This is a genomic window from Entomomonas sp. E7T21 (assembly GCF_058693955.1).
Map to the genome: position 1 here is coordinate 1,754,286 of NZ_CP191672.1, position 26,246 is coordinate 1,780,531.

Annotated in this window: 25 protein-coding genes and 1 tRNA gene; 16 read left to right on the top strand and 10 right to left on the bottom strand. The window is 36.5% G+C overall.

Annotated features, from left to right (window positions below):
* Nucleotides 1-125 precede the first annotated feature (125 nt).
* The 3 genes from ACQVD9_RS08500 to ACQVD9_RS08510 all read left to right on the top strand — a co-directional run bounded on the left by ACQVD9_RS08500 (nt 126) and on the right by ACQVD9_RS08510 (nt 3,749).
* Nucleotides 126-1,511: a DUF2868 domain-containing protein gene (locus ACQVD9_RS08500; RefSeq protein ID WP_264745618.1), complete on the top strand. Its 1,386-nt coding sequence runs from the start codon at nt 126-128 to the stop codon at nt 1,509-1,511.
* Nucleotides 1,504-2,883 carry a DUF3482 domain-containing protein gene (locus tag ACQVD9_RS08505; RefSeq protein ID WP_264745619.1) on the top strand — a complete coding sequence of 460 codons (1,380 nt, stop codon included), beginning with the start codon at nt 1,504-1,506 and terminating at the stop codon, nt 2,881-2,883. Before ACQVD9_RS08500 ends, ACQVD9_RS08505 begins: the two co-directional genes overlap by 8 nt.
* 119 nt (nt 2,884-3,002) lie before the next feature.
* A complete protein-coding gene (locus ACQVD9_RS08510) occupies nt 3,003-3,749 on the top strand; it encodes an SAM-dependent methyltransferase (RefSeq protein WP_264745620.1) in 747 nt (248 codons plus the stop codon).
* A 183-nt stretch (nt 3,750-3,932) separates the two neighbouring features.
* Here the strand turns inward: ACQVD9_RS08510 and gltP are convergent, their stop codons facing one another.
* The gene (gene gltP, locus ACQVD9_RS08515) at nt 3,933-5,291 is read right to left on the bottom strand and encodes a glutamate/aspartate:proton symporter GltP (RefSeq protein WP_319804732.1); all 1,359 of its coding nucleotides are present in this window, start codon (nt 5,289-5,291) and stop codon (nt 3,933-3,935) included.
* 392 nt (nt 5,292-5,683) lie between these two features.
* Between gltP and ACQVD9_RS08520 the strand changes: the two genes are divergently transcribed.
* The gene (locus ACQVD9_RS08520; RefSeq protein ID WP_264745621.1) at nt 5,684-6,088 is read left to right on the top strand and encodes a CidA/LrgA family protein; all 405 of its coding nucleotides are present in this window, start codon (nt 5,684-5,686) and stop codon (nt 6,086-6,088) included.
* A complete protein-coding gene (locus ACQVD9_RS08525; protein ID WP_264745622.1) occupies nt 6,078-6,767 on the top strand; it encodes an LrgB family protein in 690 nt (229 codons plus the stop codon). Before ACQVD9_RS08520 ends, ACQVD9_RS08525 begins: the two co-directional genes overlap by 11 nt.
* Nucleotides 6,768-6,874: 107 nt before the next feature.
* On the opposite strand, the gene ACQVD9_RS08530 is transcribed toward ACQVD9_RS08525, so the two are convergent.
* A complete protein-coding gene (locus ACQVD9_RS08530) occupies nt 6,875-7,174 on the bottom strand; it encodes a DUF5339 domain-containing protein (RefSeq protein WP_264745623.1) in 300 nt (99 codons plus the stop codon).
* A 259-nt stretch (nt 7,175-7,433) separates the two neighbouring features.
* Between ACQVD9_RS08530 and metH the strand changes: the two genes are divergently transcribed.
* The 3 genes from metH (at nt 7,434) to ACQVD9_RS08545 (ending at nt 12,286) form a co-directional block, all read left to right on the top strand.
* Nucleotides 7,434-11,126: a methionine synthase gene (gene metH, locus ACQVD9_RS08535; RefSeq protein ID WP_264745624.1), complete on the top strand. Its 3,693-nt coding sequence runs from the start codon at nt 7,434-7,436 to the stop codon at nt 11,124-11,126.
* A 170-nt stretch (nt 11,127-11,296) separates the two neighbouring features.
* A complete protein-coding gene (locus tag ACQVD9_RS08540; RefSeq protein WP_264745625.1) occupies nt 11,297-11,878 on the top strand; it encodes a YceI family protein in 582 nt (193 codons plus the stop codon).
* A 129-nt stretch (nt 11,879-12,007) separates the two neighbouring features.
* Complete coding sequence (locus ACQVD9_RS08545) at nt 12,008-12,286, top strand: DksA/TraR family C4-type zinc finger protein (protein ID WP_264745626.1); 279 nt, start codon at nt 12,008-12,010, stop codon at nt 12,284-12,286.
* A gap of 55 nt (nt 12,287-12,341) precedes the next feature.
* On the opposite strand, the gene ACQVD9_RS08550 is transcribed toward ACQVD9_RS08545, so the two are convergent.
* From ACQVD9_RS08550 to ACQVD9_RS08575, 6 genes are all read right to left on the bottom strand, one after another.
* Nucleotides 12,342-12,923, bottom strand: coding sequence for a BON domain-containing protein (locus tag ACQVD9_RS08550; protein ID WP_264745627.1), 582 nt, complete (start codon nt 12,921-12,923; stop codon nt 12,342-12,344).
* Entirely contained in the window at nt 12,923-13,504 is a 582-nt protein-coding gene (locus tag ACQVD9_RS08555) for an SIS domain-containing protein (protein ID WP_264745628.1), read from the bottom strand. Before ACQVD9_RS08555 ends, ACQVD9_RS08550 begins: the two co-directional genes overlap by 1 nt.
* 18 nt (nt 13,505-13,522) lie before the next feature.
* Nucleotides 13,523-13,888 (bottom strand): YraN family protein, encoded by a 366-nt coding sequence (locus tag ACQVD9_RS08560; RefSeq protein WP_264745629.1) that lies wholly within the window; start codon nt 13,886-13,888, stop codon nt 13,523-13,525.
* The gene (locus ACQVD9_RS08565; protein WP_264745630.1) at nt 13,888-15,642 is read right to left on the bottom strand and encodes a penicillin-binding protein activator; all 1,755 of its coding nucleotides are present in this window, start codon (nt 15,640-15,642) and stop codon (nt 13,888-13,890) included. Before ACQVD9_RS08565 ends, ACQVD9_RS08560 begins: the two co-directional genes overlap by 1 nt.
* Nucleotides 15,643-15,749: 107 nt before the next feature.
* Nucleotides 15,750-16,664 carry an EamA family transporter RarD gene (gene rarD, locus ACQVD9_RS08570; protein ID WP_264745631.1) on the bottom strand — a complete coding sequence of 305 codons (915 nt, stop codon included), beginning with the start codon at nt 16,662-16,664 and terminating at the stop codon, nt 15,750-15,752.
* The gene (locus tag ACQVD9_RS08575; protein ID WP_264745632.1) at nt 16,664-17,524 is read right to left on the bottom strand and encodes a carboxylate/amino acid/amine transporter; all 861 of its coding nucleotides are present in this window, start codon (nt 17,522-17,524) and stop codon (nt 16,664-16,666) included. Before ACQVD9_RS08575 ends, rarD begins: the two co-directional genes overlap by 1 nt.
* A gap of 112 nt (nt 17,525-17,636) precedes the next feature.
* Here ACQVD9_RS08575 and ACQVD9_RS08580 point away from each other — a divergent pair, with 112 nt between their 5' ends.
* Both ACQVD9_RS08580 and ACQVD9_RS08585 read left to right on the top strand, forming a co-directional pair.
* Nucleotides 17,637-18,245 carry an HAD family hydrolase gene (locus tag ACQVD9_RS08580; protein ID WP_264745633.1) on the top strand — a complete coding sequence of 203 codons (609 nt, stop codon included), beginning with the start codon at nt 17,637-17,639 and terminating at the stop codon, nt 18,243-18,245.
* A 9-nt stretch (nt 18,246-18,254) separates the two neighbouring features.
* A complete protein-coding gene (locus tag ACQVD9_RS08585; RefSeq protein ID WP_264745634.1) occupies nt 18,255-18,626 on the top strand; it encodes a DnaJ family domain-containing protein in 372 nt (123 codons plus the stop codon).
* A 60-nt stretch (nt 18,627-18,686) separates the two neighbouring features.
* On the opposite strand, the gene rnt is transcribed toward ACQVD9_RS08585, so the two are convergent.
* Entirely contained in the window at nt 18,687-19,355 is a 669-nt protein-coding gene (gene rnt, locus ACQVD9_RS08590) for a ribonuclease T (protein WP_264745635.1), read from the bottom strand.
* Nucleotides 19,345-20,400 (bottom strand): dihydroorotase, encoded by a 1,056-nt coding sequence (pyrC, locus tag ACQVD9_RS08595; RefSeq protein ID WP_264745636.1) that lies wholly within the window; start codon nt 20,398-20,400, stop codon nt 19,345-19,347. Before pyrC ends, rnt begins: the two co-directional genes overlap by 11 nt.
* 150 nt (nt 20,401-20,550) lie before the next feature.
* Here pyrC and prmB point away from each other — a divergent pair, with 150 nt between their 5' ends.
* The 6 genes from prmB (at nt 20,551) to ACQVD9_RS08625 (ending at nt 26,199) form a co-directional block, all read left to right on the top strand.
* Nucleotides 20,551-21,465: a 50S ribosomal protein L3 N(5)-glutamine methyltransferase gene (gene prmB / locus ACQVD9_RS08600; protein WP_264745637.1), complete on the top strand. Its 915-nt coding sequence runs from the start codon at nt 20,551-20,553 to the stop codon at nt 21,463-21,465.
* A 26-nt stretch (nt 21,466-21,491) separates the two neighbouring features.
* Complete coding sequence (locus tag ACQVD9_RS08605) at nt 21,492-21,893, top strand: DUF4345 domain-containing protein (RefSeq protein WP_264745638.1); 402 nt, start codon at nt 21,492-21,494, stop codon at nt 21,891-21,893.
* A gap of 117 nt (nt 21,894-22,010) precedes the next feature.
* Entirely contained in the window at nt 22,011-22,226 is a 216-nt protein-coding gene (gene rpsU / locus ACQVD9_RS08610) for a 30S ribosomal protein S21 (RefSeq protein WP_109702367.1), read from the top strand.
* Between the two features lie 115 nt (nt 22,227-22,341).
* Nucleotides 22,342-24,132, top strand: coding sequence for a DNA primase (dnaG, locus tag ACQVD9_RS08615; protein ID WP_264745639.1), 1,791 nt, complete (start codon nt 22,342-22,344; stop codon nt 24,130-24,132).
* An 84-nt stretch (nt 24,133-24,216) separates the two neighbouring features.
* Nucleotides 24,217-26,064: an RNA polymerase sigma factor RpoD gene (gene rpoD, locus ACQVD9_RS08620; RefSeq protein ID WP_264745640.1), complete on the top strand. Its 1,848-nt coding sequence runs from the start codon at nt 24,217-24,219 to the stop codon at nt 26,062-26,064.
* A gap of 58 nt (nt 26,065-26,122) precedes the next feature.
* Nucleotides 26,123-26,199 (top strand) — tRNA-Ile (locus ACQVD9_RS08625).
* Nucleotides 26,200-26,246: the final 47 nt, after the last annotated feature.

Consider the following 26,246-nt stretch of genomic DNA (forward strand, 5'->3'; position numbering starts at 1 on the left):
AGATATATGTCTTTAAATTTCTTTTATTATATTTAAACAAAATTTAAATATTTATCCACAATATTTTCAGTCAGATGCAGTAGAATATAAGTTAATGTGTCTAGCAAAGGCTATTTATAAATATTGTGGCTAAACTAACTAATCAACAACATTTTAATGAGCTATGGTTAGCTGAAACTATTCGTTTGCAAGAAGAGCAACAAGGAGTACTAGCAGATAGTGAAGCTGTGCGCCAAGCACGTAAAGCGGGTGGTGACTTACAAACACGTATTGTGGCACGTGCTCACTGGTTAGCCAATAAAACAGATTTATTATTGGCACAGCAAAGCGCTTTAACTGCTATGCATTGGTCTGTGCGTATTTTGTGTGTATTAGCTATTTTTGTTGGTATAGGGCTAGTATTACCTACCTTTTCAGCGGCAGAACATACTATTAATATTTTTAGCGCCCTTGGTTGTTTGCTGGGCCTAAATATATTAATGCTTATTATTTGGTTAGCAGGCACATTTGTTGGTGGGCAATCAGTTAATCAATTAGGTCGTTTTAGTTTGTGGCTAACCAGTAAATTAACAGGTAAAAAGCAAGTTGTGCAGTTAATGCCGGCCTTACTTAGTTTATTACATCAAAGAAAACTAGAGCGTTGGTGGTTAGGTAAGTTAACCAATGGGTTATGGTTATTAGCCTCAATAGTTGCTTTAATTAGTTTGTTATTATTATTGGCTACACAACGTTATGGCTTTATTTGGCAAACTACTATTTTAAGTGCCGATAGTTTTGTAACTGTAGTACAGGTTTTAGGCACTTTACCTCATATATTAGGCTTTCCTATTCCTAGTGAAGAGCTTGTTAGGCAAAGTGGTGATATGGCGGTAATGACAGATACTGCTAGACAAACTTGGGCCACTTGGTTAGTAGGTGTTTTAGTAGTATATGGAATATTACCTCGGTTAGTATTGTTTTTTCTTTGTAGTAGTTTTGGCCAATATGGTTATAAACGCCTTAGTTTAGATTTATCGTTACCTAGTTATAGTTTATTAAAGTCACGGTTATTACCAGATACTGAAATAATCGGTGTAACGGATGCTATACCAGCACATTGGTCAGAACCAACAGCAGCATCAGCTACTTGGTCAGAAAAAGGGGCTGTCTTAGTAGGGGTAGAATTAGAGCCTAATTATCCTTGGCCACCTGCTACATTATCTGAACATATAGTGGATGCTGGGCTAATAGAAACAAGAGAACAACGTAAGCAGCTATTAGATCAGTTAACCATTAACCCTGTTGCTAAATTATTAATCGTTTGTGATCCCAGACGTTCTGTGGATAGAGGAACATTGGCATTGATTACAGAGTTAGCCCATTGTGCAGCAGAAACTAGGGTATGCTTATTAGTCGAGCAAGATACTGATACGCAACGCCTCGCTGATTGGCAACAAACATTGGATCAATTGCAGTTAGCGTATGGAGATAAAGATAGTTTACTGGCATGGTTAGGAGCAGAGCATGACTAAGCCATTAGTGCTTGCGTTGGTTGGTCACACTAATGTGGGTAAAACCTCACTATTACGAACTTTAATTCGTGATACTCATTTTGGCGAGGTCTCCCATCGACCTAGTACTACCCGTCATGTTGAGGGTGCTAAATTACTAATTGCAGGTAAACCATTATTAGAACTATATGATACCCCTGGTTTAGAAGATGCTATTGGTTTGCTAGACTATTGTGATCAGTTGGCTCAAGGGGATAGACTTGATGGCCCCGAGAGAATTGAACGTTTTTTAAAAAGTAATGAGGCAAAACTGCGTTTTGAGCAAGAAGCTAAGGTATTAAGGCAATTATTACAATCTGATGCAGGATTGTATGTAATCGATGCAAGAGAGCCTGTACTAGCAAAATATAAAGATGAATTAGAAATTCTAATTGATACAGGTAAACCATTATTACCTGTACTGAATTTTGTAGCCAATAATAATCATCGTACTGAAGAGTGGCGAGGGGCTTTAGCACGTTTAGGGTTACATGCATTAGTTCAATTTGATAGTGTTGCACCACCAGAGGATGGTGAACGTCGCCTATATGAGACGCTAGCCTTATTATTAGAACAAGCTCGACCACAACTATTAGAGCTTATTGGTTATCATGAGCAACAATCTGTGGAGCGTTATCAGCAAGGATTAAAAATAATTGCTGAGCTATTAATAGATATTGCTGCTTACAGCTTTTTAGTGGCTACAGATGAAAAAAGTATCAATGAGGCTAAGCAAAATTTACAAGATAAAGTAAGAAAGCGTGAGCAACATTGTATTGAGTCTTTGTTAGCATTGTATCAGTTTAGAAAAGATGACGCTTTTGCAGGTAACTTACCCTTAATTGATGGTCGTTTTGATGATGATTTATTTAACCCTGAAACCATTAAACAGTTTAGCCTTAGTATTGGTAAAGGTGCTGCTGCTGGAGCTGTTGCAGGTGTAGGTGTGGATTTGATGTTTGCAGGGTTAACCTTAGGAGCTGCTGCGTTGTTAGGTGCTATTACAGGCAGTGCATGGCAAACATTCTCTAATTACAAAGATCAATTAGTAGGCAAATTTACAGGTAAGCAATTTTTAGGTGTTGATGATGCTATTTTACAGATTTTGGCTATTCGTCAGTGCTATTTATTAACTGCTTTAGTAAAACGTGGTCATGCTGCTAATCAGGCGATTGAGTTAAATGTGACAGACCATCATCTGTGGAAAACATTACCGAAACCTTTACAAAAAGCGCGAGCACATCAAGACTGGTGTTCGCTATTAAAAGGGTATCGGTCAGCCGATAATGAAAGAGCAGAGCAAATAGTTAAATTAGCGAATAATCTACAAGAAGCTTTAGTAGACGCAGTTTAATTATAAAAATGGATACTAAATAACTTTGCTGATCTTAATATGATCAAAACTCCTTGTTTACTATAGGTACTAAGGGTATATTCCAGTTATTGTACAATTTAGTAAAAGGAGTTTTTACATTGGACATCCCACGTATCTTCAATATTACTGAGAGTGCTCATCGTATTCACAACCCATTTACAGCAGAAAAACTTGCTACGCTTGGTGCAGTATTGCGTTTAGATGCTGGAGCTAGTGTACTGGATCTCGGTAGCGGTTCAGGCGAAATGCTGTGTACTTGGGCGCGTGATTATGGAATTACTGGTGTTGGCATTGATATGAGCCAGTTATTCAGTAAGCAAGCAAAACTTCGAGCTAAAGAACTTGGAGTCACTGGTCAAGTTAAGTTTATTCATGATAATGCTGTTGGTTACATCGCTGATAAAAAGGTTGATATAGCAGCCTGTGTCGGTGCTACGTGGATTGGTGGGGGGATTGCTGGCACTATCGAGCTTCTGACGAAGAGTCTCCATACGGGTGGAACAATCCTTATTGGTGAACCCTACTGGCGTCAGTTGCCACCAACGGAAGATGTTGTTAAGGGTTGCTGTGCTGAGTCTATTTCTGACTTTGTTATGTTGCCAGAGCTTATTACTTATTTTGGTGACCTTAATTATGATGTTGTGGAAATGGTTCTGGCTGACCAAGAAGGATGGGATAGGTATGAGGCAGCCAAGTGGCTCACCATGCGTCGATGGCTTGAAGCAAATCCGAACGATGATTTTGCAAAAGAAGTGCGAACTCAACTGACTTTAGAACCAAAACGTTACGTCACATATACACGTGAATATTTGGGGTGGGGTGTGTTCGCATTGATTGCACGCTGATATGTGGCAAGAGGATATTCAATGACTTGATAGAGTGTGAGTTGTGTTTAACTAAACAATCACTCTTAATAATAAAAGGACAATATCAATAGTACTTATCTAATTTGTTTTAGTTTATTTGTGAAAGATATTTGTAAAGCAGTATAGAATACCTATACTGCTTTTAGAAAGAACTAAGAGAATTTAGCCTTTAGGATGAAGCATTTGTTTTTCGTAGGCTAGAGATTTTTCAACATCAAACTGACCTTCCCATTTAGCGACTACTAAGGCTGCTAGCGAGTTACCTACCACATTAAGTGCGGTACGTGCCATATCCATAATACGGTCAACCCCTGCAATAAAGGCTAAACCAAGGGTAGCATCTTTCATATCAATCACGCTGCCTAAAGTGGCAAGTAAAACCACAAAGGAAACACCTGGTACACCTGCAATTCCCTTAGAGGTAATCATTAGGGTGAGAACAAGGGTAATTTCATGCCAAATTGTCAGGTTATAACCAAATAGTTGGGCAATAAAAATAGCAGCAATACTTTGATAAAGGGTCGAACCATCTAAGTTAAAAGAATAACCTGTAGGGATAACAAAGCTAGTGATAGACCTTGGCGCACCATAGTGCTCCATTTTCTCCATAATACGAGGAAGTACAGTTTCAGAACTTGAAGTGGAGTAGGCTAGTATTAATTCATCTTTTAGGATTAAAATCAGTTTAAAAATATTCAAGCCACAAATTTTTGCCACAATACCAAATATCACAATAGCGAAAAATAGAATAGCCGCATAAACCAGGGAAACTAATTTTAGTAATGGCAATAATGAACTAAAACCAAACTGACTAACAGTAACCGCAATTAATGCAAAAACTCCCACTGGCGCATAGAGCATAATAATATTAGTTACTTTAAACATGGTTTCTGAAACACCACTAAAGATATTTAGTAAGGGGTCTCTTTTAGCCGCAGGAATAGAGGATAATGCAACCCCAAACAGTACTGCAAAGAAAATAATTGCCAACATATCGCCACGCATTAATGCGGCAAAGATATTGGTAGGTACTAAAGACATTAAGGTTTGTACAAAATGATTTTCATGCGAAACTTGTGCGGTAGCAGAAGCATATTGAGAGATATCAGTTTGTGTTAAGGTAGAAATATCAATACCTGTACCAGGGTGAAAAACATTAGCAAAAGTAATACCTACCACAATAGCAATGGTGGTAATTACTTCAAAATAAACTATGGTCTTAACCCCTATACGTCCAAGCTTTTTAGAATCCCCTATACCTGCAACGCCCACTACAATGGACGATAGTACAATAGGTACTACAATCATTTTAATAAGACGAATAAATAAATCACCAGCAGGCTGTAAGATAGTATTTATAGTCCAAGTGACATTAGGATTTACAATAGTTTTTTCAAATCCAAAGATATTAATAAGTTGTACAGTTGGTACATTGTGAAGAATAGCCCCCAATGTAATACCTAAAATTAATGCTATTAATATTTGCCATGCAAGGCTAATTTTAAATGACTTTTTTTTCATAATTATCCTAATTTATTTATAGGGTATTTTTATTAACCAAGATTGGTTATATATAGGAGTGATAATTGGCAAAAAAATGCCTAATCTGTAGACAAAAATTATAATGTTTAGTTCCCCATTGCTATTTGAAAAATACTAATACTTATTGATACTTATGTATGAAGGCAGTAAACTCGATATTATAAGCTATTTATAAATAAAGAGTTATTTTATTTTGCTAGGCGAGTTTTATTTGTAAAAAGTGATTTTTTCTTCACAGTTAATTAATTCACTGTTTTAGCTATAAAATTAGGGCTATAATAAAAAGGCATAATTAATAATTATGCTAATTCTATTCTGCTTTTTAATATCATCTGTTAAAGGTGATATCCCTTATCAATGTATTATTTATTATGAAACGTCAGTATATTTTTATGTTAACTCGGTTGTTAGCAGAGTTAGCGGTGTTGATTGCTTTTTATGCTATAGGAAAGCAATTGGTAGTCTGGTTTCATCTTTCGATTCCTCCAGGTGTTATTGGTTTAGCATTATTACTTATGGTATTTGCTTCTGGTTGGTTGAGTCCTGATCAACTACAGAGAGGAGCGGCACTATTATTAGGTGAAATGCTGTTGTTTTTTGTACCAGCAGTAATGAGTTTGCTTGATTATGGTACGCTGATTATGAATCAAGGATGGAAAATAATTCTAATTATTCTACTCAGTACAGTGCTAGTGATGTTAGGAACAGCAATTACTGTAGAGCTTATTTATCGTTGGAATTTAATGCGCCGCTGGAGAAAAAAACATGGTCATTGAGTGGTGGAAACCTTGGCTTTGGCTATTACTAACATTGCTGAGTTATTTTTTAAGTCGTTGGTTGTATAGACGTAAGCGTTATTATATTTTATCGCCTTTATTGTTTGTTCCTATTGTATTGTTTGCATTTGCAGTACCATTACATGCCACCTATAAAGAATATTCGCAAAACACACACTGGCTTGTATTAATGTTAGGCCCTGCAACAGTAGCTTTTGCTATTCCTATTTGGAAACAGCGTAAACTAATCATGCAACATTGGTTAGCTCTGTCTTTAGGAATGCTGGTGGGTAGCACTTTATCTATTATCAGTTCATTTGGGCTAGCTCATTTATTAGCGTTAGATGATAAAGTAACCATGTCACTTGTACCTCGCACTATCACCACACCCTTTGCGATGCCTGTTGCTGAAAGTTTAGGTGGTGTGCCTGAGCTAGCTGCTGTTTTTGTTTTAATCACGGGGGTATTAGGCGCTTTGTTAGGTGGCATATTACTGAAATGGCTGCCATTAAAAACAACCTTGGCGCGAGGGGCTATTTTTGGTGTAGGTGCACATGGTTGTGGGGTTACTAGAGCAAATGAGTTGGGTGTTGGGGAAGGCTCGGTAGCTGGTTTAGCAATGGTGTTAATGGGATTAATTAATTTAATTGCAGCACCATTAATTCATTATTTGCTATAACTATTTGGTTGAAAGTAGTTTATTCAAAATAGCCTAATGATTTGTCATCTTGTTGAGAATACCTAAAGAAGAGTTAAACTAAACCCTTCTTTAAGAAAGTAATATTTTTATTTCTTAGCTGCAGCAGCGTCTGCTTGAGCTTTTTTAGCTTGCTCTAAAGCATCTAATGCTTGCTTACAAACGGACTTTTGTTGGTCTGCTGATAATGCAGTGAATTGAGTTTTTGAAGCCTCGTATTGGGCTTTAACTGTTGCAGGATCTAGACCCTGTGCCTTAATTGCTTCTAATGAAGCTTCTAACGCAGCATCAGCTTCTTTAAAATAGTCTTGGCATTCTGTAACTAATTCAGCAGCCATAACTGAGGCAGAGAAAGAAGCAACAATTAAACCTAATAAAATCTTTTTCATAGTATATCCTTAAATGTGGGGGTGATATTTATTGTTGTTATCAAAATCAAAAGATTTAAATTTCTTGATCCTGATTCTATATTATATGATTTCAAAAGAATTTTTGCATTGATAAAAATTAAGAAAGAATAAATAGATAGGGTGGTTACTTGTTTAAATATATGTTTATAACTAATAAATAGTCAATGTTTTGTTTAATCTGATTGATAATTCATTATAATAGACAGTTTTAACCAGTTTCCTATTAGGTATTGTTGTAATGTTAGATCGTGCAGCCCGTCTTGTAGCTTTTCAAGAAGCTTTAAAAAATCGTATTCTTATTCTTGATGGTGGAATGGGAACCATGATTCAAAGCTATAAGTTAGAAGAAAAGGATTATCGTGGTGAGCGCTTTGCTGATTGGCCCATGGATGTAAAAGGCAATAATGATTTATTGTTACTTTCTCAACCCAATATTATTGCAGAGATTGAAAAAGCGTATTTAGATGCTGGCGCTGATATTTTAGAAACCAATACCTTTAATTCAACTAATGTTTCTCAAGCTGATTATGGTATGGAGAGCTTGGTTTATGAGTTGAATTTTGAAGGCGCTCGTATCGCTCGCCAAGTAGCTGATCAAAAGACATTAGAAACACCGGATAAACCAAGATTTGTAGCAGGTGTATTAGGCCCTACTAGTCGCACCTGTTCTATTTCACCTGATGTAAATAATCCAGGTTTTCGTAATATTAGTTTTGATGAGCTAGTAGAAAACTATACGGAATCCACCAAAGGGCTTGTTGAAGGTGGTGCAGACTTTATTCTAATAGAAACTATCTTTGATACCTTAAATGCTAAAGCGGCTATTTTTGCGGTACAAGGTGTATTTGAAGAGCTAGGTGTTACATTACCTATTATGATCTCAGGGACTATTACGGATGCTTCTGGTCGTACTTTATCAGGTCAAACAACAGAGGCTTTCTGGAATTCTATTCGACATGCTAACCCTATTTCTGTAGGGCTTAACTGTGCATTGGGTGCTCAAGAGTTACGTCCTTATTTATCAGAGCTTTCAGATAAGGCAGATACCTATATTTCTGCTCATCCAAATGCTGGTTTACCCAATGCTTTTGGTGAGTATGATGAATTACCAGAACAAATGTCAGCTATTATTAAAGAGTTTGCTGAAGCAGGCTATTTAAATATTGTCGGTGGTTGTTGTGGTACCAGCCCTGCACATATTAAAGCCATTGCTGAAATTGTAAGCAATATAGCACCACGTCAGATTCCTGAAATTCCAAAAGCTTGTCGTTTAGCAGGGTTAGAGCCTTTTAATATTACCCGTGATTCATTATTTGTAAATGTGGGAGAGCGTACTAATATTACAGGTTCGGCTAAATTTGCTCGCTTAATTCGTGAAGGTAACTATGCAGAGGCTTTAGAAGTAGCGCAACAGCAAGTAGAGTCAGGTGCACAAATCATCGATATTAATATGGATGAAGGTATGCTTGATTCACAAGCCGCAATGGTTACTTTCTTAAATATGGTAGCTTCTGAACCTGATATCTCCCGTGTACCCATTATGGTTGATTCCTCTAAATGGGAAGTAATCGAAGCAGGGTTAAAGTGTATTCAAGGTAAAGGAATTGTTAATTCGATTAGTTTAAAAGAGGGCATAGAGCCTTTCTTACACCATGCTAAGCTTTGTAAACGTTATGGTGCAGCTGTTATTGTAATGGCCTTTGATGAACAGGGGCAGGCTGATACTGAAGCGCGTAAGAAAGAAATTTGTAAACGTTCCTATGATATTTTAGTGAATGAAGTAGGTTTTCCAGCAGAAGATATTATTTTTGATGCTAATATCTTTGCGGTAGCTACAGGCATAGAAGAACATAATAATTATGCTGTAGATTTTATTAATGCCTGCGCTTATATTCGTGACAACTTACCTCATGCTCTAACTTCTGGTGGTGTTTCTAACGTTTCATTCTCTTTTCGTGGTAATAACCCAGTACGTGAAGCAATTCACTCGGTATTTTTATACTATGCCATTAAAAATGGCTTAACCATGGGGATTGTCAACGCGGGACAATTAGCCATTTATGATGATATTCCACAAGAGCTTAGAGATAGAGTAGAAGATGTTATTCTTAATCGTAATACTCAGGGAACTGAAGCATTATTAGAAGTTGCTGAAAAATATCGTGGTGATGGTGCGACTAAAGAAACTGAAACAGAAGAATGGCGTAATTTACCTGTAGCTAAGCGTCTTGAATATGCTTTAGTAAAAGGAATCACTACTTATATTGTAGAGGATACGGAAGAATGCCGTTTGCAATGTAAGCGCCCCATTGAAGTAATTGAAGGCCCCTTAATGGCAGGGATGAATATTGTAGGGGACTTGTTTGGTGATGGTAAGATGTTTTTACCACAGGTTGTGAAATCTGCTCGAGTAATGAAGCAGTCAGTGGCTCATCTTGTACCTTTTATTGAAGCAGAAAAGGGTGATAAAAAAGAGGCCAAAGGTAAAATTCTGCTTGCTACCGTAAAAGGTGATGTACACGATATTGGTAAAAATATTGTGGGTGTAGTACTAGGCTGTAATGGTTATGATATTGTTGATTTAGGGGTGATGGTACCCTGTGAGAAAATCCTGCAAGCCGCTATTGATGAGAAAGTTGATATTATTGGTTTATCAGGGCTAATTACTCCCTCATTAGATGAAATGGTACATGTAGCCAAAGAAATGCAACGGCAAGGTTTTAAGATACCGTTAATGATTGGTGGCGCTACTACTTCTAAAGCCCATACTGGGGTAAAAATTGAACCACAATACCAAAATGATATCGCTATTTATACTTCTGATGCCTCTCGTGCGGTGGGCGTAGCTACTCAATTACTGTCTAAGGAAATGAAACCAGATTTAGTGGCTAAAACCCGTGAAGAGTATCAACAAATTAGAGAAAGAATGAGTAAACGTAGTCAAACGGCTAAATATCTTTCTTATAACGAAGCTATTGCTAATAAACCACAAATTGATTGGCAAGATTTTACCCCGACTAAACCACAGTTTATTGGTACTAAGGTGCTAGAGGATATCGATTTAGCTGCTTTGGTAGATTATATTGATTGGACACCTTTCTTTATTTCTTGGGATTTAGCAGGTAAATATCCTCGTATACTCACTGATGAGGTAGTAGGGGAAGAGGCCACAAAATTATTTCACGATGCTCAGCAAATGTTGCAAATGATAGTTGATGGTAAATTGATTAAAGCACGTGCAACTTTTGGTTTTTGGGCTGCTAATCAAGTTAATCATGATGATATTGAACTTTATGATGAAAATGGCCAAACGGTCACTATATTACATCATCTACGCCAACAACAAATTAAAGCAGAAGGCACTAAAAGTTATTCCTTAGCTGATTTTATTGCTCCTAAAGAAACTGGCATCACTGATTATATGGGAGGCTTTATTGTAACGGCAGGTATTGGTGTCAATGAACTAGTGGCACACTATGAAGCTAAGCAAGATGATTATAATGCCATTATGGTTAAAGCCTTAGCTGATCGTTTTGTAGAAGCTTGTACCGAATGGTTACATGCACAAGTGCGTAAAACCTATTGGGGCTATGCTGCGGATGAAACATTAGATAATGAAGCGTTAATTAAAGAACAATATCAAGGCATAAGACCTGCACCAGGTTATCCAGCTTGTCCAGATCATACTGAAAAAGCTACCTTATTTGAATTATTAGATAAGAATAATCAAAGTAAAGTAACACTTACTGAAAACTATGCAATGTGGCCTACGGCTGCTATTAGTGGTTGGTTCTTTGCTAATCCTCAGGCTAAATACTTTGGGGTAGGTAAAATTTATCAAGATCAAGTAGAGAACTATGCTAAACGTAAAAATATGCCTATTGAGGATATAGAGCGTTGGTTAGCACCCAATCTAGGGTATGATAAATAATATATAAAAAATGGAGCTAATTAGCTCCATTTTTTTATTTATCCTAAAGAGCAGTTAGAGTAATTATTCCATAATTGGAACAGTCTAAACCTATTTGACTATTTATTTATTAGCTAATCATAAATAAACTGCTATCCATTATTATTAATTAATATTTACAAGGATAATTTATGTTTAAGAAAGCCATCATCACAACAGCTATCACCAGTTTGTTAGCAGTTGCAGCACCATTTGTTAATGCAGCTAATTATAAGATTGATCAAGAAGGACAACATGCTTTTGTTAACTTCCGTATTAATCATTTAGGTTATAGCTGGCTCTATGGAACCTTTAGAGATTTCTCAGGTACTTTTACTTATGATAAAGCTAACCCTGCAGCAGATAAAGTAAATGTGGTCATCAATACTAAAAGTGTTGATACTAACCATGAAAAGCGTAATGAGCACATTAGCTCAGCTGATCTATTAAATGTTGCAAAATTCCCACAAGCAAGTTTTGTTTCTACAAAAGTAATACCTAAACAAGATAACAAATTTGATATTGAAGGTAATCTAACATTACATGGTGTTACTAAACCCATTACGATTAATGCTGAGTTTATTGGTGAAGGTAAAGATCCATGGGGTGGCTACCGCGCAGGTTTCTCTGGTACTACGACACTTAAGTTAAAAGATTTTGGTATTAATTATGACTTAGGCCCTGCTAGCGAAACAGTAGAAATGACTTTATCGATTGAAGGTGTTCGCCAATAATTTAATAGGTTTTGTTTCCCAATAGCCGCTATTTTTTTGAAATAGCGGTTTTTTTATTATTAGATTATTGAAAAGTGACTAACAAGTAACCATATAATAAGTATCCTCAATAAATTGGAGGTTATAGTTATGGCTAGTGGCTGGGCATCTGATGATGCCGTGAGTGAGCAAATTGAAAGTAGTATTGCTGATGCAGTAGAGCATGCTAAACAACAATTAAATTTAAACCCAAATCAGCAGAGTTCAGAGTTCTGTGAAGAGTGTGGTGAACCCATTTCTGAAGCAAGGCGTAAAGCATTGCTAGGGGTTAGATATTGCATTAACTGTCAGCAAGAGTTTGATAAACAACAAGCTAAAGAGCTAAACCTATATAATCGACGTGGTAGTAAAGATAGCCAGTTAAGATAAGAGAGTAATGACAAAAATAAAAGGGGAATTAATTTTTCCCCTTTTATATATTTAGCTAATCGATATACTCAAAAACCATCACTACTCGTTGTACACCAGAAATATCTTTGGCTGCTTCGGCTGCTGCTTTGCCTTCTTTATGGGTAACGAGTCCTAATAGATAAACGATACCATTTTCAGTTACAACTTTAATACGGCTTGCTGGGATTTCAGCTTTAAATGTCATGGATGATTTAACTTTACTGGTTATCCATGAGTCGCTGCTACGGGCTAAGAAACCAGCTACAGGAGCTATTTGCAAGTCATCATGTACTTGCTTGATTCCTTGTACTCCTTGAGAAGCGGCTTTTACAGCAATAGGTTTTAAATTGGCATTGGGTACTTGCCCTGCGAGTAATACAATACCATTAAAACTAACTACAACAATACGTGAATCATCATCTAACTTAGGGTCGGCTTTAGCAACATTAACTGCTACTTTAGTTTCAATCAGTGAGTCATCAATTTTTGCGCCCCAAGTACGTGTACCCAAGTCATCTTGTACAGGCTTATTACGTGTTGTGCCAACTACTGTTGAGCAACCAGATATTATAAATGCTAACATTAGTAGAGTAAGTAGAGAGTATCTTTTGTTCATTAGTCGCTTCCAAATAATTGATAATCGATTAGGTTGCACAAACCATCAATAATCAGTAAGTGAGCCTCTTGGATTTGTACTATTTTATAGGTTGGTACACAAATCTCAATATCACTTGCTAATAGCGAGGCTTTAATTGCAGTACAGTCAGTTCCTGTTAAGGCAATAACTGTCATTTCTCTATCATGAGCTGCATGTATCGCTTCTATAATATTAGCCGAATTGTTGCTAGTTGCGATAGCCAATAATATATCTTTATTGTTACCTAATGCTCTAATTTGTTTAGAATATATTTCAGAAAAACCATAATCATTGGCAATAGCTGTAGTGATTGGATGATTAGTTAGTGAAATGGAAGGAAGGCTAGGGCGTTCTTGGATAAAATGATTGAGTAGTTTGGTGCTAAAGTATTGCGCACTAATAGCTGATTCGCCATTGCCACAGCTTAATACTTTTCCTTCATTTAGCAAGCTATTTACAATAGTAAAACTAGCTTGTTCAATTTCGCCACTAAGTACATTAGCCACTTGATTAAGTGTATTAATGCTTTCTTGAAAAAATGCTTGAATACGTTCTTGCATACTAAAAATCTTTTTATGCTAGGTTAAGGAAAAAGCATTAGTTAACCATGTAATAGAAGGGTTATCTAATTCCCCTGTCATGGCAATTACATCAAATCTACAAGGTTTAGCTGAAAAACTATTGTTTTGCTGTAAAAATAAGGTAGCCGTTTTTATTACTTTTTGGCGTTTACTTTGGGTGATAGTTTCAGCTGCCGCTCCCCATAGTGCTTGTTTACGATAGCGAACTTCTATAAATATAACAGTTTGTTTATCTGTCATAATAAGATCAATTTCACCATAGTTACATCGCCAATTTTTGGTTATAAGCGATAAATGCTGGCTTTGCAAATATTGCAAAGCCATTTCTTCAGCTGTTTTGCCAATGACTAAATGTTTGGCCATTATAAGGCATTTTGAGGTGCAGGTTGAATTAAACCTTTATTAAACGTTGCCCATGGTAGTTTGCGTGTAACACGTTGATTATTATCAATAGTTAACTCACCAGAGAGCCCTTCAACACGGCTATTAGGTAATGCTTTCAATTCTGAAATACGAGGAGTTAAACGCCATGTATCAACACCAAGTGCATAAAGTCTGGCAAAACTAGTTTTAGCTTGTGGCCATTGGGTAATAATGTTTTGTTGAACAGGATCAGTGCTTGATAATAACCAAGGAGTTTCGGTGAATAATACACCATTTAGATCACTGTCTTGGCTTGCATCAGGTGTACCTGTGTAGATATGTGAAGTGGCATAAACAGGCAATTTATCACCATCATGATAAACTAATAGCGCTCGGATTTGGCGTGCAATGGAGGGCTCTGCCACCATAAATAACATGTTGTCATCTTCACTGGTACTCTTAATGCCATTACCAGGTAACTTGCCAATAAGGGATACCATTTGACCATCTAAATCTACAGGACGATCTATATATTGAATACCATCTATTACACCACCCAATTGTTCCCATTGAGTACGGAAAGCAGATAATACTTTTTTACCCCATTCCCCTTGAGGAACTATTGCAACAGCATGCCTACGTCCATCACTAAAGGCACGAATGGCCGCTTCTCTGGCTTCATCTTCTGGTAATAAACCAAATTGGAATAGTTGAGGAGGGTGGCTATTACCATCTGTATAATTTAAAGCTAATGTCGTAATAGGTAATGTAGGTTTTTTGCTGAGTTCATTAACAAAGTTTTTCTCAATAGGCCCTATAACTAACTGCATGCCATCTTTTTTTGCTTGTTCATAAAAAGCATCCATAGATTTAAAGTCACTACTTTCATAAGCTTTAATAGTGATCTTATCTTTATTATCTGCTTGGTAGTATGCAGCGATAAAACCATTATAAATAGCTTGTGCGTATTTTTGTTTTTGAGGCAGTAAAATAGCTACTTTTGTGTAGGTTTCTGTGGTTAAGCTTTGGATAGTCATTAATTCAGCAGGAGGGTTTTTAGCAGCAGGGTGATTAGGGTTAGCTGCCATCCATTGATTAATATTTTCTTTTTGTTCTGCTAAAGTCGAAGCACTTTTCACTGCTTTAGCCAGTTGTAACCAACCACCGGTTTCACCACCATCGGCCGCAGACTCTAATGCCTCTAAAGGTATAGACATAGCTAAGCGCCAAATATTATCTTGGTTGTCTTGTGCAGTTTGTCCTGATAAGAAGGAGGAAATATAAGAGCGTTCACGTAAAGCTTGTAAGGGTTTACCATCCGTTTCAAAGGCAGTAGCTTTTAATAAGCGCACACGCACTTGTAAATAAGTTTCTTGTTCGTCTAAACGATAGAAAGTATTACTTGTTAACAGATTAAGTGCTGTTGCAGTATCTTTTTTATTTAAAGCAATATTAGCTTTCAGCATATCAGCAATCATTTGCTGGGTTTTATTAAGATTAGGTTGTAAGTTCCCTAAAGTAGCTTGGGCTTTTTCTAGGTTATTCGCTTTTATATATTTATCAGCAGCAATTAATCGGTATTGATTAGCTATTTCTGCATTAGATTGTTGGTTAGCTTGGCCAATTAAGTACTCAGGAGTATCTTGATTATTGGTAAAAGATGGCATACTTTGGCTAGTAAGTGGTAAAAGATCACATGCCGTTAAAAAAAGTAAAGTAAAGAGTACTACTAAAAAACGCGAATAAGCTTTCATAACAATATTTTATTTCCCATCAATTGTTAAATATAGTTGCTGATTTTACCTAATATCCTATTTTGTGCAATGAACGATATCAGCAGTAGAGTTAAATTAATTAATAATTAAGTATACTGGCGTGTTATTGCAACTTTAGCCATTTGTTTTCTTAATATAAATAAACTATCTATAATAACAAATAAAATGGCTAACCAAATAGGAATATATGTCCATAAATCAGTTTGGGTAAGAGGTTCTCTTAAAATAATTATTGCAAAAGCGAATAATAGAGCAGGCTCAACATAACTGAGTATTCCAAATAGCGTTACAGGCAATAAACGACTAGAGGCTAATAAAGTGGCTAATGCGATGGCCGTTAATAAACCAAGTCCAGGCGCTAGTAACCATAATACAGGCCTAGCTTGTAAAGTACTAAATGGATTTGTGTAAATAATAGTTACGATAGCCAAAGGTAAAATAATGCCCATTTCTAGTAAGTAGCCTGGAATGGGATGGATTTGTAACCAACGTCTTAAAATAATATACAATGGATAAGTGGTAGCGATAATAGCTGTTACCCAAGACAGTGAGTGTGCCACCCATAATTGATGTGCTACGCCAATAACCGCTAAAATAATGGCTATTAGTTGCAAAGGACGCATGGTTTCTTTATAAATAAACCGACCACAAATCACTAATACTAATGGTGCTAAAAAATAGCCTAATGATACATCAAGCATAATATTAGCAATTGGCCCCCAAACAAAAAAACCTTGATGGGTTGTGCTCATAACAGCACAGAGGACTAACACTAGAATTAACCTAGGATTACTAGTTAATCGCTTAACTGTTGCTTGAAACACGGCAGTTTGTTTAGTAATGACTAATAATAAAAGTAAAGCAAAAAAAGTCCAAAAAATACGTAGTGCGAGGATTTGTGTTGCAGTTAATGGTAATAGCCATAAAAAATAAGCAGGTAAGCAGGCGAATAAAACAGAGGCAAGTATTGAAAGCGCCATGCCTTTTTTGGAAAGTTCCATTATAAAGTCCTATTTCTACCTAACTTATTAATCCATAGAGAACTTGCAATAATAATTCCGCCAAGGATTAATCGCAAAAGGTCGGCATTATGATTCCAAATAACAATATTAACAATTAAACCTGCTGGAATAAGAGCATTATTCATTATGCCTAATGTACCTGCATCAACTTGGCAAGCGCCTTTATTCCACCAATACATGCCTAATGCAGAGGCGGCAAATCCTAACCAAGCCAAAATACTCCACTGCTCTAGGGTTATTTGAGGAATGGTAGCGGCATTACCTAATAATAAAAAGGCAGGGAAGGCGACAAAAAAACCACCAATATAAAAATAGCCCCAACGTTTATATTGAGGCACTGTGGAAGGATAATGGTTAATCAAAAATTTATAATAAACTTGGCCTGCTGCAAAGGTAAAATTAGCTATCTGCAATAATAAAAAACCAACGAGGAAATTTGGGCTTATGGCATCATAACGAATAATCCCAGCACCGAATACAGCAATTAAAGCAGCTAATAATGCCCAAGGTTGAAAGCGGCGATTTAATAAGTCATCAATTAATGTAATATGCAGTGGTGTTAAAATAGTAAATAGTAATACTTCTGGCACAGTGAGCATGGAAAAGCTTAAGTATAAACAGACGTAAGTAATGCCAAACTGTAAAGCACCGCAGATCATTACGCCTTTAATAAACGGTTTTGCTATACCACGCCATTGAGTGATAGGTAAAAATACTAAAGCAGCTAAGGAGATACGAGTTACTACAGCAAAGTAACTATCGACACTGCCTGCTAAATACTCACCGATTAGACTAAAAGAGAAAGCCCATAGGATAGTGACAATAATAAGGTAAAACATAAGGTTATAACAAATCGATTATTTATTAAAAGGGTGATGATACAATGAGCGACAGATTATAAGTGATAATAGACAAGCTATCACCAATAAAGTTGTTAAAAGAGAAATACTTATGGTAACTAAACAGAAAAAACCTAAAGTGATCAAATATTGGGTATTTGATATGGATGGCACATTAACCCAAGCTGTTCATGATTTTCCTGCAATTCGCAAAGTGTTAGGTATTCCCCCAGAAGCTGATATTCTTGCTCATCTAGCGATGTTGCCTGAGCAAGAAAGAGTAGAAAAAAATGCTTGGTTAATTGAGCACGAAAAAGAGTTAGCGCAAAATGCTAAGCCTGCTTTGGGCTCTATAGAATTAGTTAAGTTTTTGAAAGAGCAAGACTATCAACTGGCTATTTTAACCAGAAATGATCAACAACTTGCTTATATAACACTACAAGCAATAGGATTAGATAAGTATTTTACTAAAGAACTTATACTAGGACGTGATGAAGCACAACCAAAACCATCACCTGATGGACTATTGAAGTTAGCAGATATTTGGCAAGTGGCACCTGAAAGTATGTTAATTATAGGCGATTTTCTGCATGATCTGGCCAGTGGTAAAAATGCAGGTAGTCATACTATTTTAGTAAACTATCCTAACAATGCATGGCCTGAATTGGTTGATTGGTATTATCCGAATTGCCAGCATTTATTAATGGATTTACAACAGTAATAAAGCACTATGTCTATTATTGATGATTGGGCAGAAAAGCATATTCTGCAAGCCATTGAAAAAGGTGAGTTAGATAATTTACCAGGACAGGGCAAGCCTTTGGAAATTGATGATGATAGCCATGTGCCACCGCACCTGAAAGCAGCTTATCGTATATTAAAAAATTCAGGTTTCTTACCGCCAGAACTAGAAGATCGCAAACGTGCTTTAGAGCTAGTAGATTTATTGGAAACAGTGGAAGAAGATTCAGAAGCGTTTACTTTAAAAACTAAAGAGTTAGAAAAGCTTGAATTAAAAATGAAATTAGCAGGTATTAATACGAGTTTCTTGCAGAGTAAATATAAAATCACTATTGCAAAGGTGCTAAAAGCAATAAAATAAGTGAGATTTTATAATCCTCTATTGTTTTTACACTAGAGGATATGTTTTTTAGTAAAGAAATTAATAATTTTGCCAGCCGCCTATTTCTTTCCATAAATTGACAATATTACAGAATAACTCTGCTGTTTTTTCTGTATCATAGCGGGCTGAATGGGCTTCTTTTTGATTAAAATCAATACCAGAAGCCTCACATGCTTTAGCTAGTACAGTTTGGCCATAGGCTAAGCCTGCTAGGGTGGCTGTATCAAAGCTGGAGAATGGATGAAAAGGATTGCGTTTTATATCTGTACGAGTAACCGCTGCATTTAAGAAGCCTAGATCAAAACTACTGTTATGGCCTACTAGGATTGCACGTTTACAATCGTTGGCTTTTAATGATTTACGGATACCTCGAAAAATTTCAGTCAAAGCAAATTCTTCAGTTACGGTAATACGAAGAGGGTGGTCGAGTTTAATACCGGTAAACTCTAAAGCACTGGCTTCAATATTGGCCCCTGCAAAAGGTTCGATACGATAGAAATAACTATGTTCTGGATAGAGAAGGCCATTGTTATCCATACTGATGGTAGTTGCTGCTATTTCGAGTAGCGCATCTGTTGCAGCATTAAAACCACCTGTTTCTACATCAACTACAACCGGCAAATAGCCACGAAAGCGTTGTGCCATAGGGTGTTTTTGCCCTGTTTGTTTAGTTTCCTCGAAATGGTTATCCATATACTCATTTGCCATTGTTGTTCTCATTCAAATATTGCCAGTGTATGGCCTCTCCTGCACGTAGTGGGGTTAGTTGGTTATCACCAAAGGGTAATGAGTTTGGTGCAGTCCATTTTTTGCGTATTAAAGTTATTGTATCTTTATTAATAGGTAAGTTGTAAAAATTAGCTCCAAAACAACTGGTAAAGTTTTCTAACTTGTCTAGGGCGTCTGCTTGATCAAAAGCTTCTGTATAAAGCTCAATAGCTGCAAATGCTGTATAACAACCTGCACAACCACAGGTTGCTTCTTTAGTTTGAGTAGAGTGAGGGGCAGAGTCTGTTCCTAAAAAGAATTTTGGATTACCACTGGTTGCTGCTGCTATAAGTGCTTGTTGATGTATATTTCGTTTTAGAATGGGTAAGCAATAATAATGAGGTCGAATACCACCTACTAACATATGATTACGATTATAAAGTAAATGATGTGCTGTAATAGTTGCTGCTACATTATTGGATGTTTGTTTTACAAATTCAACGGCATCTTGAGTAGTAATATGCTCTAGTACTATTTTTAGGTTAGGAAATTGTTTAACTAATTTAGTTAGATGTTCATCTATAAAATATTTTTCACGATCAAATATATCTATTTCGGGACGTGTTATTTCACCATGTAATAATAAGGGAAGTCCTTGTTCAGCCATACATTCTAATATGGGATAGATACCTTCTAATGAGGTTACACCTGAATCGGAATTAGTGGTGGCGCCAGCTGGATATAGCTTTGCCGCATAGACAATACCACTAGCTTTAGCTGTTTTTATATCTTCTATAGTAGTGTTATCTGTTAAATAGAGGGTCATTAATGGTTTAAAGTGTTTGCCATTAGGGATGGCTGCAAGAATCCGTTGTTGGTAATCTGTAGCTTGTTGAGTATTTTTTACGGGAGGGACTAAGTTTGGCATTACAATAGCGCGTGCAAATTGGTTAGCTGCATCTTTTACTGTTTGTTGTAATGCAGCACCATCTCGTAGATGAATATGCCAATCATCAGGACGAATGATGGTTATTTGGTCTTGCATAAATTAATCCTAATAACAATACTGGTGGAATATGTTACCGTAAAAAAGCTGATAAGGCATATTAAAAGCTATTTTTTTATTAAAAATAGTGTTAGCGAATGGTTTAGTCTATTATATTATTCATTGCTTATTATTTAAAGGTTGTATTAAATGCTACCTAAAATATCGAATTTGTTAACAATACGAGATTATATCCGTTGGTCTGTTACACAGTTTCACCAACATGATTTATTTTTTGGGCATGGTACTGATAATGCGTGGGATGATGCTCGACAATTGGTTTTAGGTTATTTAAGTCTACCGTTTGATTTGCCTGATAGTTATTTGGACTGTCGTTTAGAGCAAGAAGAACAAGAAGAGTTAAGAAGTTTAATTAGTGAGCGGATTGAAAAAAGAATTCCTACTGCTTATTTGTTAGGTGAGGCATGGTTTTGCGGTCGACCGTTTTATGTAGATGAAAGAGTGTTGATACCAAGATCCCCTATAGGCGAATTAATCTTAAATCAATTTAAGCCATATCTAACATCTACTCCAAAACGTATTTTAGATTTATGCTGTGGTTCAGGATGTATAGGTATTGCTTGTGCGCAGCAATTTATCAAAGCTGAAGTAGTATTGGCAGATTTATCATTTGAAGCATTAGAGGTAGCTAATTTAAATATTGAGCGCTATCACTTAGATAATAGGGTATATACCGTACAAGGTGATTGTTTTGATAGCTTGCCTAATCAACGTTTTGATTTGATTGTATGTAATCCTCCCTATGTTGATGCAGAAGATATGGCAGATATTCCTCCAGAATTTCAGCATGAGCCAGAATTAGGTTTAGCGGCTGGTGAGGACGGTTTAGATATTGTTAAAGTAATATTGGCAGAAGCTGCCAATCATCTTACAGAGCAAGGTGTTTTGATTGTAGAAGTTGGTAATAGTGAAATACATGTTAAAAAGCTATATCCTGAAATAGATTTTATGTGGTTTGAGTTTGCTCAAGGAGGGCATGGAGTGTTTTTATTAACAGCACAGCAATGTGCAGCTTATCAATCAGCTTTTGAAGAATTGATATAGCCTTTGATTTAATAATAGAGTTGTAAATGATTGTAATAAAAGACAAAGCGGTTCAGTTTTTTTTGGTTATATCAGGCATTATTTTTATAGTAACAGGTTTAATGGTGGGGTTACCCACAGAAGAACATTTAAGCAGGTTATTCAATGCTTCTGTCAATGTAAATGAATTACATATTTTTCGAACTATTATGGGCGTATATTTAGCGCTCGGATCATTATTTATATATGGTTGCTTTTCAAAATCACATATACATATTTTATTAAATGTTGAGCTAGTAATTGTAACTGGATTAATTGCAGGAAGATCTTTTAGTTTATTGGTAGATGGATATCATCATTGGTCATCGGTAGTTATGCTGCTTGTAGATATTGTATTGTTTAGTTTCTGTATTTTTTTCCTTTTTAAAACATTGCCAAAAAATATATAGAAAAACTTGCTTAGCCAAGCAAAAAATAGTAGTATTGCGACTTTAATTTAACTGGGTACTTATTATAAGTACTATTTATCAACGAATTATTAACTGTTTATTAAAGGTAAGACCTGAATGCCTGCTGTTAAAGTCAAAGAAAATGAACCTTTCGATGTAGCATTACGTCGTTTCAAGCGCGCTTGTGAGAAAGCTGGTGTATTGGCTGATGTCCGTAGTCGTGAATTTTATGAAAAACCTACGGCTGAACGTAAGCGTAAAAAGGCAGCAGCTGTTAAGCGTCATGCAAAGAAAGTTTCGCGTGAGCAACGTCCAGCAAAACACAATTATTAATTGATATTAAGAATTTAAGCTTTATAAGCTTGAATTTTATTAATAATTCTTAAAAACTCCATCCTAGCTATTAGGATGGAGTTTTTATTTTTCAGATTTGTTAAAATAGTACATTATGGCTGGCTTAATACCACAATCTTTTATTGATGACTTATTGAATCGCGCAGATATTGTTGACGTGGTAGGGAGTCGTATTCAACTAAAAAAGAGTGGTAAAAACTACTCAGCTTGTTGTCCTTTTCACCATGAAAAAACACCTTCCTTTACTGTAAGCCCTGATAAGCAATTTTATTATTGTTTTGGTTGTGGTGCTTCTGGTAGTGCACTGGGTTTTATCATGGAATATGATCACTTAGATTTTCCTCAAGCAGTAGAAGTATTAGCTAAGCAGATGGGGCTGGATATTCCTTATGAGGAAAGTTCATTAAGCAAAGGTCAACGACAATCTGTTGATTCACCATTATATTCTTTATTATCAAAAGCTACCGAGTTTTATCAGCAAGCACTAAGAACACACCCAGCCAAACAAATAGCTGTAGATTATTTTAAACAACGAGGCTTAACTGGAGTTATTGCTCGTGATTTTGGGTTAGGTTTTGCGCCGCCAGGGTGGAATAATCTTATTAAGTCTTTAGACGCTGATGATGCACAACAGAAATTACTAATAGATGCAGGCTTAGTAGTAGAAAATGCTGACAATGGTCGTCGCTATGATCGTTTTCGTGATAGGGTAATGTTCCCTATTCGAGATACTAAAGGTAGGGTGATTGCTTTCGGCGGCAGGGTTTTAGGAGATGATAAACCTAAATACCTTAACTCCCCAGAAACACCTATTTTCCACAAAAGTGAAGTGCTTTATGGATTATATGAAGTCAGAAAAAATAATCGCCATTTAGACGAGATTATAGTATTAGAAGGCTATATGGATGTCATTGCTATGGCTCAGTTTGGTTTTACCAATGGCGTAGCTACTCTGGGTACGGCTACATCAGAGGAGCATGTAAAGCGATTATTTCGTATTGTTAACAACATATTATTTTGCTTTGATGGTGATACGGCAGGGCGTAAAGCTGCTTGGCGAGCCTTAGAGTCTGCCTTGCCTCATTTGCAAGATGGTCGAAAGATCAGATTTTTATTTTTACCTGATGGGGAAGACCCTGATAGTTTAATTCGGGCAGAGGGCGAGGATGCTTTTCGGGCGCGTATCAGTCAGCAAGCACAATCCTTGACGGATTATTTCTTTACTCATTTAATGGAGGATGCTGCACCTAATAGCTTGGAGGGAAAGGCTCACCTTGCCTCTGTGGTAACACCATTATTGAGTAAAATGCCCAATAGTGGCTTAAAAACACTTATGTACCAGAAGCTAGAAGATTTAACAGGGTTAGATCAAAGTCATTTATTAGCTATTAAGCCCATTTCAAAACAACCTGTAAAAAATCCTTATAATGTTAGTGCTGTACCTGAAATAGCCATTAATAAAGGTACTAAGAAGATTAAATTAGCACCTGCAATGCTTGCATTACGCCACTTATTACAACGACCAATCTTAATAACTAAATTAGATAATATTATTGATCTTAAAGAGGTTGAGGGTAGTTATGGTAAGCTATTGTTAAAAACAATTGCCTTATTAGCTAAAGAGCCTCATTTAAATAACTTCCAATTGATGGGTAAGTTAGCTAGTTATGATAAAGAGGGGCTATTAGCTAATTTATTAAATGAAGAACCATTAGTTAACAATGAAGAAAACCTTGAAAAAGAGTTTATAGACACCATATTAATGCTAATTAAGCAACAAAGTGAAACCCAGTTAGATAGGTTGCTTAAAAAAGGCAGTGCTTTAACAGATGAAGAAAAGAGCCAATTAACAGAATTACTTGCTAATAAAGCTAAGACGAAGTGATTAGTATTGGTTTAGTAGGCTATTTTCTGCTATACTGTTCAGCTAATTTTCTTTTTGCTATAGATCTACCTTGGATAGAGTCCTATGTCTGAAAACCAGCAATCCCGTTTAAAAGAATTGATTAGTCGTGGCCGTGAACAAGGCTATTTGACTTATGCGGATGTTAATGATCATTTGCCTGAGGATATTTCAGATCCAGAGCAGGTCGAAGATATCATTAGAATGATTAATGATATGGGGATTAACGTTTACGAAGTAGCCCCTGATGAAGATTCTTTACTACTATCAGATGCCAATACTGATGAAGTAGCAGCTGAAGAAGCTGCTGCTGTATTAGCGGCTGTTGAAAGTGATATTGGTCGTACTACAGACCCTGTGCGCATGTATATGCGAGAAATGGGGACGGTTGATCTGTTAACCCGTGAGGGTGAAATTGAAATCGCGAAGCGTATTGAAGAAGGTATTCGCGATGTAATGAGTGCTATTGTGCATTTTCCAGGTCCTGTAGAACATGTTCTAGCTGAATATGAACGTATTACTACAGAGAATGGTCGTTTATCTGATCTGCTCATTGGTTATATTGATGCGGAAAATGGTGACTTATCTGCTGAAGAAATCCCATTAGAAATTAAAGAAAAAGAAGTCGCTGCCAAAGATGATGATTTAGACGATGATGAAGATGAAGAAGCATCAGATTCAGACGATGGTGATGGCGAAAGTGGACCAGATCCAGAAGAGGCGCGGATTCGTTTTACAGCGGTAGCAGAGCAATTTGCAGCTGTACAAAAATTAATGAAAAAGAGCTCTCGTAAATCAGCCAAAGTACAAGAGCAATTACAGACGTTAGCTGATATCTTAATGCCTATTAAACTAGTACCTAAACAATATGATATTGTGATTGGTATGGTGCGTCAGGCATTAAGTGAAGTGCGTAAACGTGAACGTTTAATTATGCAAGCCTGTGTACGTAATGCCAAAATGCCACGTACTGACTTTTTACGCCATTTCCCTAGTAATGAAACCAATGTTAGTTGGGCTGCTAAAATTGCTAGTGGTAAAAGTAAATATGCTGAAGCAATGGCTGAGCAGGTAGAAAATATTCAAGCTTTACAACAAGAGCTATTGGATATTGAAGAAAACTTAGGCCTAAAAATCTCTGAAGTTAAAGATATTAACCGTCGTGTTTCTATTGGCGAAGCTAAAACACGTCGTGCTAAGAAAGAGATGGTGGAAGCAAACTTACGTTTAGTTATTTCTATTGCTAAGAAATATACTAATCGAGGCTTACAATTCTTAGACCTTATTCAAGAAGGTAATATCGGCCTAATGAAAGCGGTAGATAAGTTCGAATATCGTCGTGGTTATAAGTTCTCAACCTATGCTACTTGGTGGATTCGTCAAGCGATTACTCGCTCGATTGCAGACCAAGCTAGAACCATTCGTATTCCTGTGCATATGATTGAAACGATTAACAAACTAAATCGTATTTCACGTCAAATGCTACAAGAAATGGGACGTGAGCCAACACCTGAAGAGTTAGGTGAGCGCATGGATATGCCTGAGGATAAAATCCGTAAGGTACTAAAAATTGCCAAAGAACCTATCTCAATGGAAACACCCATTGGCGATGATGAAGATTCACATCTTGGCGACTTTATTGAAGACGCAACAATGCAATTACCTGTTGATGTGGCAACTTCTGAAAGTTTAAAAGAAGCGACTCGAGAAGTATTGTCAGGCTTAACTGCTCGTGAAGCAAAAGTACTAAGAATGCGCTTTGGTATTGATATGAATACTGACCACACATTAGAAGAGGTTGGTAGACAGTTCGATGTAACCCGTGAGCGGATACGTCAAATTGAAGCTAAGGCTTTAAGAAAACTACGTCATCCAACACGCAGTGAGCATCTGCGTTCGTTCTTAGACGAATAATTTTCTTAAAAATAGGTTGGCGAATTTACTTTCTATCTGTATAATTTGCCCCCACTAAGGGCCTATAGCTCAGTTGGTTAGAGCAGCGGACTCATAATCCGTTGGTCGCAGGTTCGAGTCCTGCTGGGCCCACCATTTAAAAGCTAGTAATTGTAAAAGATTGCTGGCTTTTTTATTGCCTA

Excerpts from the sequence above, each read along its gene's own strand:
- ACQVD9_RS08505 (WP_264745619.1), top strand. The coding sequence starts at position 1,504 with ATGACTAAGCCATTAGTGCTTGCGTTGGTTGGTCACACTAATGTGGGT.
- gltP (WP_319804732.1), bottom strand. The coding sequence starts at position 5,291 with ATGAAAAAAAAGTCATTTAAAATTAGCCTTGCATGGCAAATATTAATA.
- ACQVD9_RS08520 (WP_264745621.1), top strand. The coding sequence starts at position 5,684 with ATGAAACGTCAGTATATTTTTATGTTAACTCGGTTGTTAGCAGAGTTA.
- ACQVD9_RS08525 (WP_264745622.1), top strand. The coding sequence starts at position 6,078 with ATGGTCATTGAGTGGTGGAAACCTTGGCTTTGGCTATTACTAACATTG.
- ACQVD9_RS08530 (WP_264745623.1), bottom strand. The coding sequence starts at position 7,174 with ATGAAAAAGATTTTATTAGGTTTAATTGTTGCTTCTTTCTCTGCCTCA.
- metH (WP_264745624.1), top strand. The coding sequence starts at position 7,434 with ATGTTAGATCGTGCAGCCCGTCTTGTAGCTTTTCAAGAAGCTTTAAAA.
- ACQVD9_RS08540 (WP_264745625.1), top strand. The coding sequence starts at position 11,297 with ATGTTTAAGAAAGCCATCATCACAACAGCTATCACCAGTTTGTTAGCA.
- ACQVD9_RS08545 (WP_264745626.1), top strand. The coding sequence starts at position 12,008 with ATGGCTAGTGGCTGGGCATCTGATGATGCCGTGAGTGAGCAAATTGAA.
- ACQVD9_RS08550 (WP_264745627.1), bottom strand. The coding sequence starts at position 12,923 with ATGAACAAAAGATACTCTCTACTTACTCTACTAATGTTAGCATTTATA.
- ACQVD9_RS08555 (WP_264745628.1), bottom strand. The coding sequence starts at position 13,504 with ATGCAAGAACGTATTCAAGCATTTTTTCAAGAAAGCATTAATACACTT.
- ACQVD9_RS08560 (WP_264745629.1), bottom strand. The coding sequence starts at position 13,888 with ATGGCCAAACATTTAGTCATTGGCAAAACAGCTGAAGAAATGGCTTTG.
- ACQVD9_RS08565 (WP_264745630.1), bottom strand. The coding sequence starts at position 15,642 with ATGAAAGCTTATTCGCGTTTTTTAGTAGTACTCTTTACTTTACTTTTT.
- rarD (WP_264745631.1), bottom strand. The coding sequence starts at position 16,664 with ATGGAACTTTCCAAAAAAGGCATGGCGCTTTCAATACTTGCCTCTGTT.
- ACQVD9_RS08575 (WP_264745632.1), bottom strand. The coding sequence starts at position 17,524 with ATGTTTTACCTTATTATTGTCACTATCCTATGGGCTTTCTCTTTTAGT.
- ACQVD9_RS08580 (WP_264745633.1), top strand. The coding sequence starts at position 17,637 with ATGGTAACTAAACAGAAAAAACCTAAAGTGATCAAATATTGGGTATTT.
- ACQVD9_RS08585 (WP_264745634.1), top strand. The coding sequence starts at position 18,255 with ATGTCTATTATTGATGATTGGGCAGAAAAGCATATTCTGCAAGCCATT.
- rnt (WP_264745635.1), bottom strand. The coding sequence starts at position 19,355 with ATGGCAAATGAGTATATGGATAACCATTTCGAGGAAACTAAACAAACA.
- pyrC (WP_264745636.1), bottom strand. The coding sequence starts at position 20,400 with ATGCAAGACCAAATAACCATCATTCGTCCTGATGATTGGCATATTCAT.
- prmB (WP_264745637.1), top strand. The coding sequence starts at position 20,551 with ATGCTACCTAAAATATCGAATTTGTTAACAATACGAGATTATATCCGT.
- ACQVD9_RS08605 (WP_264745638.1), top strand. The coding sequence starts at position 21,492 with ATGATTGTAATAAAAGACAAAGCGGTTCAGTTTTTTTTGGTTATATCA.
- rpsU (WP_109702367.1), top strand. The coding sequence starts at position 22,011 with ATGCCTGCTGTTAAAGTCAAAGAAAATGAACCTTTCGATGTAGCATTA.
- dnaG (WP_264745639.1), top strand. The coding sequence starts at position 22,342 with ATGGCTGGCTTAATACCACAATCTTTTATTGATGACTTATTGAATCGC.
- rpoD (WP_264745640.1), top strand. The coding sequence starts at position 24,217 with ATGTCTGAAAACCAGCAATCCCGTTTAAAAGAATTGATTAGTCGTGGC.